General features: G+C 69.1%; 12 protein-coding genes. 6 read left to right on the top strand and 6 right to left on the bottom strand.

Annotated elements, in window-relative coordinates:
* Window positions 1-251: 251 nt before the first annotated feature.
* Window positions 252-1,547 (bottom strand): helix-turn-helix transcriptional regulator, encoded by a 1,296-nt coding sequence (locus PV419_RS37930; protein ID WP_319696804.1) that lies wholly within the window; start codon window positions 1,545-1,547, stop codon window positions 252-254.
* 488 nt (window positions 1,548-2,035) lie between these two features.
* Here PV419_RS37930 and PV419_RS37925 point away from each other — a divergent pair, with 488 nt between their 5' ends.
* The gene (locus PV419_RS37925; RefSeq protein ID WP_319696802.1) at window positions 2,036-2,389 is read left to right on the top strand and encodes a hypothetical protein; all 354 of its coding nucleotides are present in this window, start codon (window positions 2,036-2,038) and stop codon (window positions 2,387-2,389) included.
* 20 nt (window positions 2,390-2,409) lie between these two features.
* On the opposite strand, the gene PV419_RS37920 is transcribed toward PV419_RS37925, so the two are convergent.
* Window positions 2,410-2,562 carry a hypothetical protein gene (locus tag PV419_RS37920; RefSeq protein ID WP_319696800.1) on the bottom strand — a complete coding sequence of 51 codons (153 nt, stop codon included), beginning with the start codon at window positions 2,560-2,562 and terminating at the stop codon, window positions 2,410-2,412.
* A gap of 300 nt (window positions 2,563-2,862) precedes the next feature.
* Between PV419_RS37920 and PV419_RS37915 the strand changes: the two genes are divergently transcribed.
* Window positions 2,863-3,153 (top strand): hypothetical protein, encoded by a 291-nt coding sequence (locus PV419_RS37915; RefSeq protein WP_319696799.1) that lies wholly within the window; start codon window positions 2,863-2,865, stop codon window positions 3,151-3,153.
* A 961-nt stretch (window positions 3,154-4,114) separates the two neighbouring features.
* Here PV419_RS37915 and PV419_RS37910 read toward each other — a convergent pair.
* Together PV419_RS37910 and PV419_RS37905 are read right to left on the bottom strand one after the other, a co-directional pair.
* The gene (locus PV419_RS37910; RefSeq protein WP_319696797.1) at window positions 4,115-5,755 is read right to left on the bottom strand and encodes a recombinase family protein; all 1,641 of its coding nucleotides are present in this window, start codon (window positions 5,753-5,755) and stop codon (window positions 4,115-4,117) included.
* Complete coding sequence (locus PV419_RS37905; RefSeq protein WP_319696795.1) at window positions 5,707-5,943, bottom strand: hypothetical protein; 237 nt, start codon at window positions 5,941-5,943, stop codon at window positions 5,707-5,709. Before PV419_RS37905 ends, PV419_RS37910 begins: the two co-directional genes overlap by 49 nt.
* A 187-nt stretch (window positions 5,944-6,130) precedes the next feature.
* Here PV419_RS37905 and PV419_RS37900 point away from each other — a divergent pair, with 187 nt between their 5' ends.
* The 4 genes from PV419_RS37900 (at window position 6,131) to PV419_RS37885 (ending at window position 10,281) form a co-directional block, all read left to right on the top strand.
* Window positions 6,131-6,982 (top strand): helix-turn-helix transcriptional regulator, encoded by an 852-nt coding sequence (locus tag PV419_RS37900; protein WP_319696794.1) that lies wholly within the window; start codon window positions 6,131-6,133, stop codon window positions 6,980-6,982.
* A gap of 11 nt (window positions 6,983-6,993) precedes the next feature.
* Complete coding sequence (locus tag PV419_RS37895) at window positions 6,994-7,191, top strand: DUF397 domain-containing protein (protein WP_319696793.1); 198 nt, start codon at window positions 6,994-6,996, stop codon at window positions 7,189-7,191.
* Window positions 7,192-7,303: 112 nt separating this feature from the next.
* Window positions 7,304-8,266 carry a type IV toxin-antitoxin system AbiEi family antitoxin domain-containing protein gene (locus PV419_RS37890; RefSeq protein ID WP_319696791.1) on the top strand — a complete coding sequence of 321 codons (963 nt, stop codon included), beginning with the start codon at window positions 7,304-7,306 and terminating at the stop codon, window positions 8,264-8,266.
* A gap of 158 nt (window positions 8,267-8,424) precedes the next feature.
* Entirely contained in the window at window positions 8,425-10,281 is a 1,857-nt protein-coding gene (locus PV419_RS37885) for a serine/threonine-protein kinase (protein ID WP_319696819.1), read from the top strand.
* 21 nt (window positions 10,282-10,302) lie between these two features.
* Here the strand turns inward: PV419_RS37885 and PV419_RS37880 are convergent, their stop codons facing one another.
* Both PV419_RS37880 and PV419_RS37875 read right to left on the bottom strand, forming a co-directional pair.
* Window positions 10,303-11,565, bottom strand: coding sequence for an RNA polymerase sigma factor (locus PV419_RS37880; protein ID WP_415925466.1), 1,263 nt, complete (start codon window positions 11,563-11,565; stop codon window positions 10,303-10,305).
* Between the two features lie 47 nt (window positions 11,566-11,612).
* Window positions 11,613-11,969 carry a YciI family protein gene (locus tag PV419_RS37875; protein WP_319696787.1) on the bottom strand — a complete coding sequence of 119 codons (357 nt, stop codon included), beginning with the start codon at window positions 11,967-11,969 and terminating at the stop codon, window positions 11,613-11,615.
* Window positions 11,970-12,225 lie beyond the last annotated feature (256 nt).

Here is a 12,225-nt window from a genome sequence, read left to right as displayed (position 1 = left end):
ATCCCGAGACGCTTCGCGGCCTTGGACATGCGCAGCAACTCCATACCCACAACTATACGTGCACAACACTAAGGATGACTAATGAAGTTGATGAGCCTCTCGGCGGACCACTTCAACCGCAGGTCGGCCTCGCCTCCGGCGTGCACAATCGCGTTGGTGAGCATCTCGCAAGTCAATCCCGAAAGTGTTCTTTTCGGGGCGCATCGAAACCGCGCTGACCTGCGGGTTCTCGGAAACTCGAAGAGGCGGCCCTACGACCCGAGCGCGGTCTGTGCTCCGGCGGCGATGTGGGTCACCTGCTCGCGGAACTCCTGGGACAGGGACTCGCGCGGGTATCGCTGCTCTAGTTCGTCGGTGAGTTCCCCGGCGACCATGAGAAGGGAGGGCAGAGACTTCCGCGAGGTCTGGAGCGCGCGCCCTGCAACGGAGACGGCTTCTTCCAGTTCGCCAGAGCGGGCGGCAGCGACACCGAGTGTGAGCCTGGCCTCCGCCACACGCATGGGCGAGATCTCGGTACCGTCCGGGGCGGTCCCCAGCCGTACGACTTCCTGAGCGTGAACGGCCGCGCGCTCGTCATCGCCGAGCATCCGGTAGGCGTCCATCTCGTAGAAGTCCCACTTATCGGGGTCGATCACGAAATGGTGTTCGCGGTGCTCCGGTCGGGGCAGCCGTTCAAGGCGGGCACGTCCGGCGTCAAGGGTGGCGCGGACCTGGCTGGCGTCGCCCATGCGGGCGTATGCCTTGGCTCCCTGTGCGTACAGTTGCACGCCAATGCTGTGCGTCGAGTCGGACTGATGCCCCGCGCTGACGCAATCGATCACATCGGCATATCGCCCCTGGGTGAGAGCGAACCATGCGCCGAGTTCCCACGACCATGCCGTGATCTCGCCGTGTCCGGCCTCCTGGCCGATGCGCAGAGCTGCGGCCCGGCTCAGTTCTGCGGCCTGGCGCTGCCCCATGTCGTATTCGAGGCAACCGCCGAGTAGGAACAACCAGCCTGCGGATACGAGTAGTTCGCGGTGCTGGGCCAGTGTGGTGCGGCCCTGCAACATGTCGGTGACATGCCGAATGCCCGCACGCGTCTGGTGGTGAAGTTGATCGGCGGCCATGTAGGGATAGGCGCGGCACAACTGGTCGATCGCCTCGGCGATCGTGTCCAGGTCTGCCGGTCCGACATCGGTAGCGTGCGTGCGGCGTGCCAATTCTGCGACCTCCCACAGCGCGGGCTCTGGGGTCAGCATGCCCGACGTGGCGGGGGGTCTCAACGCGGGGGCGGCCATGCTCGATGTGGAGGGCGATTCCCATGGGCGGGGCGCCAGCCCGATCATTCCGCCGAGAATCCGTAAGGCGTCCGCGATTTCTTCGATCTTCGCCAGAGAAGTGATCCGGGCATCACCGCGTGCGATGGTACCCACGCGTTCCGGCTTGATGCCGCATGCCTCGGCGATCTGGTTGTAGCTGATGCCGCCCCACTTGCGGGCGAGCCGAAAAACCGTGCCGAAATCCCGTGCGGTGAGCGCGCTTCGCACGTCGTCGCGTTCAAGCACCCGAGGCGGTAAAGCGGTTGGCGGTGTCACGTGCTGCATCTCCTGAAAGCCCCCGGCGCTCGGCGGAATGCAAGGTGATCTGGGCCGAGTCTACCCATGGTGGGTCTACCCATCAGGGGGTAACGCGCAGGCCACACGAACGGTGACGCTGGGAGATCACGAAGACCCCCGCGACGGGTGGGCCGTCCGGGGGCGTGGTCAACGCTGCAAAGGAGCGTCAACGTGCGGAAGACTACCGCTCGTTTCGTGGAATGGTTGTTAGAGCTGTTGCTGCCTGCTCCAGGGCGGCATCGGGCCGTTGGAATCCGGCCAGACGTCCGGCGCCCGGATACACCGACGGCCCGTCTGGCGCGTGTCCCCCTGGCTCACGTATGGCTGCCGGATGGCCCGGACGTCTCGGAGACAGGTCTCGTCCGGCCGTATGTGCTGGCGCATGAGCGGCAGCGGCGGAGTGGGGCTATCGGGCACCGCGCAAAGGCGGTGGCGACATGAGCGCGCGGCCTCGTCTGCTGCCGTGGCCGGACTCGGCCGGGAAGCGCTGCTATCTCGTGACGGACGACGATGGCAACAGCCGTCTGTCGAGGCTCGCCGATGAGATGGAGGCCGCGCAGCTGAAAGCGGGCGTCGAACTCCTCGGTCACGCGGGCGAGATGCTTCTGCTTGGCGATCACAAGGTGAGCAAGAGGGAACTGAGGTTCCTCGCCAAGTCCCTGCGTGAGGCGCTGGGCGACGCGTTGCGGGTCGCCGAGAGTCGGGGTGAACGGCTGCCCTCCTGCGCCGACAGCGAGCCGCACGAGGGCCCGGACAGCGCTCCCGAGTCTGAGAAGGGAGGGCGCGAATGAGTCGAGCCCCATCAGGTGCGTCAGAAGGGTGGGAGGTCGGGCCTGTCCCGGGTCGCGGTCTGCGCCGTGAGCGGGATGGACACCTGGCGCTGCCGCTTCAGGTCGTCCGTTCCGGCCAGCACGTAGCCCTTGCCTCGCTGCTGCTGGATGTGGCCGAGGCAGAGCAGCTGCACGCGGCCTTGTGTTACGCGCTGGGCGCTGAGCCTGCGCCTACTGACGCGCCGGAGTGCCGACAGCCGATCCACTACTCAGGCGGCCGACAGAGGTACTAACGCCTCGTCCCGCGCGGCGACAACCGCAGAAGCAACGCCGGACCACCCTCGCGCCTGCAAGCAACTGGGGTGGTCCGGCTGGGGATTGATCACAAACCCCGGTGCCGATGGTACCGGGGCCGATGGCGTGTTCGGACGCGACGCGGCCCGGTCGATCGGAAGTTCGGTCAGTGCTCATCAGGAGAAGGGGGACGGCGCAGGATGAGCAGCCTTGAGGGCGGCGCGTTCGACGGCTGGGAGATCGACCCTGACGCGGTGATGTGGGTGCGCGGGGTGGACTACATAGCGGGCTGGAGGGACGCGACGGCGGCATCCGGCGAACTGGACAGCGCGCTGCGACTGGTCGGCGTGGACATGGAGGGGGCGCGGTTGCGGGCGGCGACGGCTGCGGACGGCTCGGGGGTGGTGCGCTTCGAGCTGTCGGCAGCGGTGGCGCGTGAGGTGGCGGCGTTGGCGCGGGAGGCGGCGGCCCAGTGTCGCAAGGCGGGGTGAGTGGCGCGGCCGGTGGCGGGCGTGCATCGGGGGATCGGTGCGCTGTGGGCACGCCGCCGGCCGTAGCGGCTTTTGGGCGGGAGCTGCCACGGGGCGAGAGAACAGGGGGCCTTACGCTGGCTCGGCGAATCGGGCGGGTCTTGGGACCTGCCCGCGTTTGCGACCGATTGGCCCCCTGTTCTTGGAGGCTCGCCCCGTGGTGGCTGCCTAAAAGCCGCGTAGGCCGTCGGCCCCAGCCACAACGCATCAGCCTCAACGGCGGTCGGCGCCACGTGCGCGCGATCGCGGGTGCCCTGGGAGTGCGGGCGGTGGGCGCCCGACGGGACCGGCGGCCACGCCGCAGCCCGGCGGGGCGGCCAGGCCGCCCGGCGCGCCGCAAGGCGCGCCCTTGAGTAAGTGAAGGCAGCTTTCGACACCTCGCCCGGATCGGGCCTGAAGCGCGGCATCGGGCTGGGTCTGATGGACGGCAACCCGGTAGGCGAGTCGGGCACGGTCGGCGCTGGGGCGGGACGCTGCGAGGGGCAGTGGATTGCCGGTCGTCGCCTCGGGGGTGGGCATGAAACGCACCAAAACACTGGCGCTGACCTGCTAAAACGAGGATAATCGTAACTCGTAAGCATAAGTTATGTCATGTGATGTCATGGGCGATGTTCGGGCCTTGGAGGAGGCGATTGTGAACCCACGTGAGCCGTTGACGGACCCACACGAGCCGTTGTCGGACTTGAACCTGTGGAGGCCGCTTGCCTGCCGAACACGGACACGGAGACTCAGGGCGGAGCATGAGCCGCGAGGAGTGGCTTAGGCATCACGTCGCACGGGCCCCGAAGATCACTCGGGAGCAGTGGCGACGGACGCGGGCCATCCTGCACCGCCCCCACGCACCAGGGGCATGACACCTGAAACAGCAGTGAGCCCCGGTGACCATGACACGGTCATCGGGGCTTAGCGCTGCCCGCGCATGCTACTGGGGCAATGGCTTCCAGACGGGTTCGATGGTGGTGTGGTCGAACACGCCGCGTCCCTTGGCCTGGGCGGGGTGCACGATGACCGCCTGGAGGTACTGGCCCAGCAACTCACGCCTGCCCGGGATCGTCGCGTTCTCCCAATCGGCGCGCACTTCCTCCGGGGTCCGCAGGCGCGCGGCACGGTCGGCCTGGGCGCGGCGGGCCTTGCCGAGACCGGCGATCAGCTTCTTCTCCTGCGCTTCCAGTCCGGGGACGACGGCGAAGAACGATTCGGGCGACACGGTGCCCTCACGCATGCCATTGCGCATCATCGACAGACGCTTGCTCACATCCGCGAGCCTGACCGCGTCCGGGTGCTCCGGCTCGGCCTCGGGCTGCGGGTCGTCCTCGGCGGGCCGGTTCTCCTCAAGGTGCAAAAACAGCAGGTCCTCTATGAGTTGGTCCATGCTCTTCATGCCGCGCTGGGAGTTTCCGCACCCGCCACTGACCTTTCCCGGACACCGGTAGAACATCCTGGGGTTCTTGCGTCCGCCGACGCGCCTGCCGCTGCGGCTGCCCTCGGCAACGCCCACCATCTTGCCGTTGCACGGGGTGCCGTCCTCGCAGGGCCTGGCGCACCTCAGCAACCCGGACAACAGGTAGCTGCTGCGGGTCCCCTGGCTGGTGAACTCCGCCCCTTCCTGGCGCCGCTCGTACTCGGTGATCAGGTCTTCCCACTGCTGGACGGTGATGATCGGCTCCCACGGGCCGCGCACATAAGCGCCCTCCGCATCCCGCAGCGCGAGATCACGCGACGAACGGGTCTGGTTCTCCTCGTCGCTCCCGCTGCCGTCTGCGCCGTTCACGTCCGGCTCGTCGGGGGCGGCCATCGTGCTGACCTTGCCCCGGTATGGCATGATCCCCGCCACGCGCGGACTGAGGATCATCTGCTTGACGGACCTCAACCGCCACCGTCCCCCCTTCACAGTCGGCATCCCGGAATCGATGATCGCCGCCGTGATACCCGTCCAGGTCTCCCCCGCCGTGAAGTCGGCGACGGCCTTGCGCAGCAACTCCGCCTCGCGTGGCTCCAGCGTCACATGATCGTCCTGCCAGCCGAACGCCCGGGCCGTCGGCAGCGCCCTGCCCTCCCGGGCGCTCTGGACCTTGGCCCGTGCCACGCGGCGGGCGGTATCGGCGCTCGACTTGTTCGCCATGGCGACCAGCACCCGCGCCATGGCCTTGCCGTTCTCGGTCATCAGGTCCAACGACCCCGTGACCCCGGCCACCGGCCGCTTGAAGTGGTCCACCAGATCGATCAGGTCCTCAAGATCACGGGGCTGACGGGCCAACCGGTCAAGGTCGTAGACGATGATCCCGTCTATCGCCCCGTCCTCGTAGTCGCGCAGCATCTGCCGGAACTCCGGCCGCTCCACCCGCCACACGCTCCGGCCATCGGCGAGCCGTATCCGCTTGCGCTTGTAGGCGCTGGTGTCGTTCTCCTCGTAGACCTTGCCGACCTGCCACCCGAGCCGCTGGGCCAGCTCCTCCACGTCCTCCTTCTGCCGCCCGACACCCTTCTCCTGCCCTGACGGGTCCTCAGAGATCCTTACGTAGCTGCCTGCACGCCGGGGCTTCCGGCTCCTCGAAGTCGCCATGAGAAAAGGCTACTTCTGGAGTTAGCCAGGTCGCTGGCCAGCAGCTCGGCCCGGTCGATCAGTTCGGGCAGTTCGTGCGCCGTGAGGGCGGTGCGGAGGGAGGCCCGGGCGACACGGACGGCACGGGGGTCGTGGGGGATGTGCAGGGAGTACTCGAACGGCGCGACGGCAGGGGTGACGAGGGGCATACGGGCCTCCTGTGGCGCGGTGGGGTGGGCGAGCGTCTAGCCGACCGACGTCTCGTTCGGTAAGCGGCGCGATACTCAACGTAGGGTGCTATGTAGCATCGGCGCAACCTAGTACGCCAAGTTCGCCCAAACGGTGCGAGCCGTGGCATGGTGGCGCCGCAGCCGCTGAGTAGCAGAGAGTAGACCCATGCCGCCGAGGAGTAACCCCACCGCCCGTCAGGAGCGGTTGGGCGCCGAGCTGCGAAAGATGCGGGAGCGGGCCGGCATGACCGCGCGCGAGGCCGCCAAGCGGCTGGGCGTGAGCCCTATGCAGATGAGTCACATGGAGGTCGGCCGTCTCGGCGTCAGCGAGGAGCGGCTCCGCACGCTTGCCGATCAATACCGATGCGGCGATGACGCGTTGGTCGACGCGCTGGCCGCGATGGCGACGGAGCGGGGACGAGGCTGGTGGGAGGAGTATCGAGGCACCCTTGCCTCGACCTCGCTGGATCTCGCTGCTCTGGAGTGGCACTCCCGTGAGATGCGAAGTCTGCAAGTGGTGCACATTCCGGGCCTGCTCCAAGTGGAGCCGTACATGCGGGCCCTGTTCACCTACGCACGCTCCATCCGCGCCACGGATCACCTTGAGGCGATCATCGACTTCCGTCTGCGGCGTCGTGTCGTGCTTGAGCGTGAAGGTCCGCCTCCCTTCACGGCGATCATCCACGAGGCCGCGCTGTTGATGAAGGTCGGTGACCGGAAGGCGGCCCGTGAACAGCTGGACTTCATCCTGGAGAAGTCCGAACTCCCCAATGTCACCGTACGGGTGGTGCCCTTCTCCGCAGAGGGGTTCGCGGGTATGGGGTACGCGATGACGTACGCGGCCGGTCCTGTTCCCTCGCTCGACACCGTGCAGATCGACCACATGCACGGCATCGACTTCCTGCACGCGGGCGCGCAACTCGACTACTACCGCGCCCTCCTGAGTACCGTCGAGGCGTCGGCGGTCAGCCCCGAGAAATCGCGAGACTTCATCCACCGCATCGCACGAGAGCTGTAGAGGATCAGGACATGCATCAAGCCCGCTGGCGAAAGTCCTCCTTTTCCGGGACCGGCCCGGACAACAACTGCCTGGAGCTCGCCGCCGCCGACGGCGCGATACAGCTCCGCGAGAGCGAGGCCCCCGGCACAGCCATACGCACCGCCCCGCGCCCGCTGGCCGCCTTCATCCGGGCGACCAAGGCGGGGGAGTTCGACCACTTGAAGTGAGTATGGGACAGCGACACGCCGACGGCTCGGCGTGTCGCTGTCCCATACTCACTACAAACCGGGTTGTCCACAGGCCCAGGCGGCGGCCGGAGGCAGGCGGCACCCTGAGGGGATGACGAGGACGGGGGATGCGGTCTCGCTGACCGGGCTGGCCGGGGCCCAAGGCGGCGTGGTGATGACGGCTCAGGCTCTGGCGGACGGGTGGGATCGGCGGCAGCTGAACAGATGCCTGCTGCGCGAGGGGTGGACGCGGATCGGTCGGGGGGTCTGGGCCGAGCCGGGGCGGGCAGTGGATGGGATGGCGCTGTTGTGGGCGAACCAGCTCGCGCACCCACAGCTGGTCGTGAGCCACACGGCGGCCGCGGTGCTGCACGACATCGAAACGCGCACGGAGCGCGTGGAGTTCATCGGGCCCCGTGGGTATACGCCCACGGTGCGCGGGGGAGTGTTGCACCAGATGCCCTTGCGCACGGGGGAGATCACCACCGTGGCCGGACTGAGGGCCACGACCGTGGCGCGCACCATGGCGGATCTGCTGCGGGCCGGGCCGCGACACGAGGCGTTGGTGGCGGTGGAGTCCGCCGTGAGTCGGCGTCCCAGCCGGGGCCCGGAACCAGCGGGGCGGCGGGGGCCGCGTACCAGGGTCGGGGAGATCGCCCGCGCCTTGGAGAGCGGGGTCGGGCTTCAGGGTGCGAGAGCGGCGCGCGAGTGGCTGGCGATGGTGGACCCGAAGGCCGGGTCGCCGGCCGAGACGATCGCCCGGCTGCGGATGAACGACGGTGGGCTGTACCCGGAGTCACAGGCGCTGCTCATCACCCCGGCGGGGCGGCGGGTCTTCCCCGACTTCCTGTTCCGGGGGCAGGGCTTGGCGGTGGAGATCGAGGGCTATCGATGGCATGGCAGCCGGGAGCAGCACCAGAGGGACACCGCCCGCTTCAACGAGGTCCTGGCCTGTCCTGAGGTGCGACGGCTGTTGAGGTTTACGGCAAGTGATGTGTACCAGCGTCCCGGAAAGGTGATCGGGGATATCCGGGGCGCCCTGGCCCAGCTGTCCGGCGATCAGCCGGATGCGTAACCTTCGGCGCCAACTCGGGGCGGCGGTAGGGGAGTGCGGCGGCTGAGGGGCTGCCGAGGGCGTGGGCGGGCGCGTACGCTCCCTGCGTGATCGACGGAGAGAGCGGGCAGGTCATTGACGGGCGCTTCGAGCTGGTGGAGCGGCTGGGCAGCGGCGGGATGGGCACCGTGTGGCGGGCGCGGGACATCGCGTTGCATCGGGAGGTCGCGGTCAAGCAGGTCCGCCCGCTCGCTCCGGAGTCGGCGTCCGAGGGCTCCGGCGCCTCGCGGGTGCTGCGCGAACGCGTGCTGCGCGAGGCCCGGGCGCTGGCTCGGCTCAGTCACCGTCATGTGGTGACGATCCATCAGATCATTGACGGGGGCGAGGATTCCTACCCCTGGCTCGTGATGGAGCTGGTGCCGGGTGGCAGCCTGGCGGAGCTGTTGGACGAGGGGTCGCTGCTGACACCGGAGGAGGCCGCCCGGATGGCCCGCCAGGTGTTGGCCGCGCTGCGCGCCGCGCACGCCGCCGGCATCTGTCACCGCGACGTGAAGCCGGCCAACGTGATGCTGCGTCCGGACGGCGACGCGGTGCTCACCGACTTCGGCATCGCCGCCCTCCAGCGAACCGGCCCGGTGGAGGGCGCGGTTGGCTCCGCGCCGCTGACCGCGACCGGGGAACTCATCGGCACGCCCGACTACCTCGCCCCCGAACGGATCCTGGGCACGGACGACGACCCCGCCTCGGATCTGTGGTCGCTGGGCATGATGCTGTACGTCTGCGTCGAGGGCCACAACCCGCTGCGCAGGCCGACCCAGCTGGCCACGGTCGTGGCCGTCCTGGACGGCGAGGTGCCGCCGCCGGTCCGGGCCGGGGCCCTGGCGCCCGTGCTGATGGAGCTCCTCGTACCGGACCCGGCGGCGCGGCCCTCGGCCGAGCGGCTCGACGCGATGCTGGCCGCCGTCGCGGAGGGCGGTGCGGGCGCGACGGTCAGGCTCTCCGAGGCGGACCAGCCCACCCAGACCGCCCGGGTTCCGGCTCCGGAGCCGGGCCCCGTACCACCGTCCACCGCCCCGTCTCGCCGTAGGCGTTCCTGGCTGATCGCGGGGGCGGCGGCCGTGGCCGCCGTGCTCATCGGGGTCACGACGTACGTCCTGGGCGGCAATGGCGGCAATGGCGGCAATGGCGGAGAGTCGAAGGGCGGGGGCAAGGCCACGAGCCAGTCGAACAAGCTCAAGCTCGTCACGCCCGGAACTCTCACGGTCGCCGTGGATGGCGTCAGAAGCGGTAGCGCGCATAACCTCGCAGCCGCCGCCGACGACAGCGGCTGGCTCGACAAGGCCACGGTCGAGGACAGAGACGTCACCGCGAAGCCCGGCGACTGGGTGGGTCTCGACCCTGACCTGGCCAAAGCGCTCGGCGACCAACTCGGTCAGCGGGTGAAGATCGTCGGCATTGAAGTGTTCGGGCCAGGCAACCCGTTTGAGTCGCTTGGCGCACAGTACGACATGGTCATGCCGAGCTCGGAGTACTCCTCCTTCGACGCGAAGGAACGGGAGAGCGTCGACTTCGTTCACTACTTCGACTCCGGATACACGGCCTACACCGCGTGGAAGACGGCCCAGGGCATCCATTCGTGGGCCGACCTCTGCGGCATGCGTGTCGACTCCGACGCTGAGGAAGCGGTCCAGGCCGCGTCCTACAAGGAGTGCGGCCCGGACCCGATCAAGCAGACCTCGTGGGACCCCTTCACGTCCTCGGCCCGTCTCCGTGACGGCTCCATAGACGCGGTGGTCACCGACCTTCCGTTCGCCGTCCACGAGGCGAAGGACTCCAAAGGCGCCTTCCACCTGCCAAAGGGCGACCTGGTCAAGGAGGCCCCCATCGGCCTCGCCGTGGACAGGGCCAACCCCGCGCTGCGCGACGCCCTGCGAAAGGCCCTCAACGCGCTCATGGACAGCGGCGAGTACCGCGAGATCCTCACCGACTGGGACCTCGAGGACGGAGCCGTCACCAGCGCCCGGATCCTCGGCTGAGCGAGCGACCGGCCGCCCCCTTCATCTCCCTTCCCCGCCGCAGGAGCCGCAGCGGGCGGCCCGTTCCAGGAGGAGTCGGCGTTCGCGGGCGTTGTGGGTCTGGGTGGCCGCGCGCTCGAATTCGGCGCGGGCCTCCGCCCCGCGGCCCAGGCGTTCCAGGAGGTCGCCGCGGACGCTGGGGAGCAGGTGGTAGTCCTTCAGGGCCGGTTCGTCGGCGAGGGCGTCGATGAGGGGGAGGGCGGCCGCGGGGCCTTCGGACATGGAGACGGCGACGGCTCGGTTGAGTTCGATCACGGGGGAGGGGGTGAGGGCCATCAGCCGGCCGTAGAGGGTGGCGATCGTGGCCCAGTCGGTGTCCTCGTAGCGGATCGCCTGGGTGTGGCAGGCGGCGATGGCGGCCTGGAGGGAGTAGGGGCCGTGGCCGGCGCGGTGGAGGGCTTCGACGCCGCGGCGGATGAGGGGGCGGTTCCATTTGGCGCGGTTCTGGTCGGCGAGGAGTACGGGTTCGCCGTCGGGGCCGGTGCGGGCCGGGATGCGGGAGGCCTGGAACTCCAGGAGCGCGGCGAGGCCGTGGGCCTCGGGTTCCCTGGGCATGAGGCCGGCCAGGACGCGGGCCAGGCGGAGGGCGTCCTCGCACAGGGCGGGGCGGACCAGGTCGTCGCCGGCCGTGGCGGCGTAGCCCTCGTTGAAGATGAGGTAGATGACTTCGAGGACGGAGGCGAGGCGGGCGGCGCGGTCGGCGCCGTACGGGACCTCGAAGGGGACGTCGGCCTTGGCGAGCGCGCGTTTGGCGCGGACGATCCGCTGGGCGACGGTCGGCTCCGGGGCCAGGAAGGCGCGGGCGATCTCCTGGGTGGTGAGCCCGCCCAGCAGCCGCAGGGTGAGGGCGGCCCGGGCCTCGGTCGACAGGACGGGGTGGCAGGCGGTGAAGATCAGCCGGAGCAGGTCGTCGTCGATGTCCTCGGCGGGGTCCTCGGAGTACTCGGGTGGCTGGGCTTCCGTGAGGGACCGGCCGACCTCGGCCAGCTTGCGCGCGTAGGTCTCCTTGCGGCGTATGAGGTCGATCGCGCGGTGTTTGGCGGTGGCCATGAGCCAGGCGCCCGGCTTGTCCGGGACGCCCGACTCCGGCCACTGCTCCAGCGCGGCGACCAGAGCGTCCTGCGCGAGTTCTTCGGCGATGCCCACATCCCGCACGATGCGAGTGACACCGGCGATGATCCGCGCGGACTCGATTCTGAAGACCGCTTCGATCGCTTGGCCCGCTTCAGAGCTTGCTCCCGTCACGTTCACCCATCAGAGCAGCCGCACGGGAGCGGGGCAAGCGCGGTCGATCAGCCTTCGGCGATCTCGCGGACCTCGGCGGTGATGGTCCAGTAGTCCTCGTGGGTCTGCAGGAACCGCTTGGTCCACTCCAGGGCCTCGGCCTTGTCCTTGGCCTGGACGATGGAGTAGCCGCCGATGACCTCCTTGCTCTCCGTGAAGGGCCCGTCGGTGTAGCTGAGCTTGCCGCCGGACCAGGTGACCCGGGTGCCCTCGGAGGTCGGGGTGAGCCCGGCGGTGTCCAGCATCACCCCGGCCTTGGTGATCTCCTCCAGCAGCGCGCCCATGCGCTCCATGAGCTCGGGGCTGGGGCCCTCGGCGGGGGCGTTCTTCTCGTCGATGCGGATCAGCGTCATGAAGCGCGGCATGGGTGACTCCTGGGGGAGGTGAGGGCGGGGGCTCTCCCTGCCTCTCACCCTTGCGTCGAACGGGAGAAGGCCGGATCGACAGCTCCGGCAAAAACTCTTGAAGGAGTTTTCCTCCCGCCGGGCCCGGGCGGGGCGGCGGGCGCGGGATGTGTGGATCAGGGTGCGTCACCCGCGGGCGGCGGGGCATCGGCACCGGGATGAGTGATGAGGATGCACGCTTCTGGCCGTTCGAGGCGCACGATGGGAGTACGGCACA

The sequence above is a fragment of the Streptomyces sp. ME19-01-6 genome (assembly GCF_033793745.1).
Classification (GTDB): Bacteria; Actinomycetota; Actinomycetes; order Streptomycetales; family Streptomycetaceae; genus Streptomyces.
This window is presented reverse-complemented; position numbering and strand designations above follow the sequence as displayed.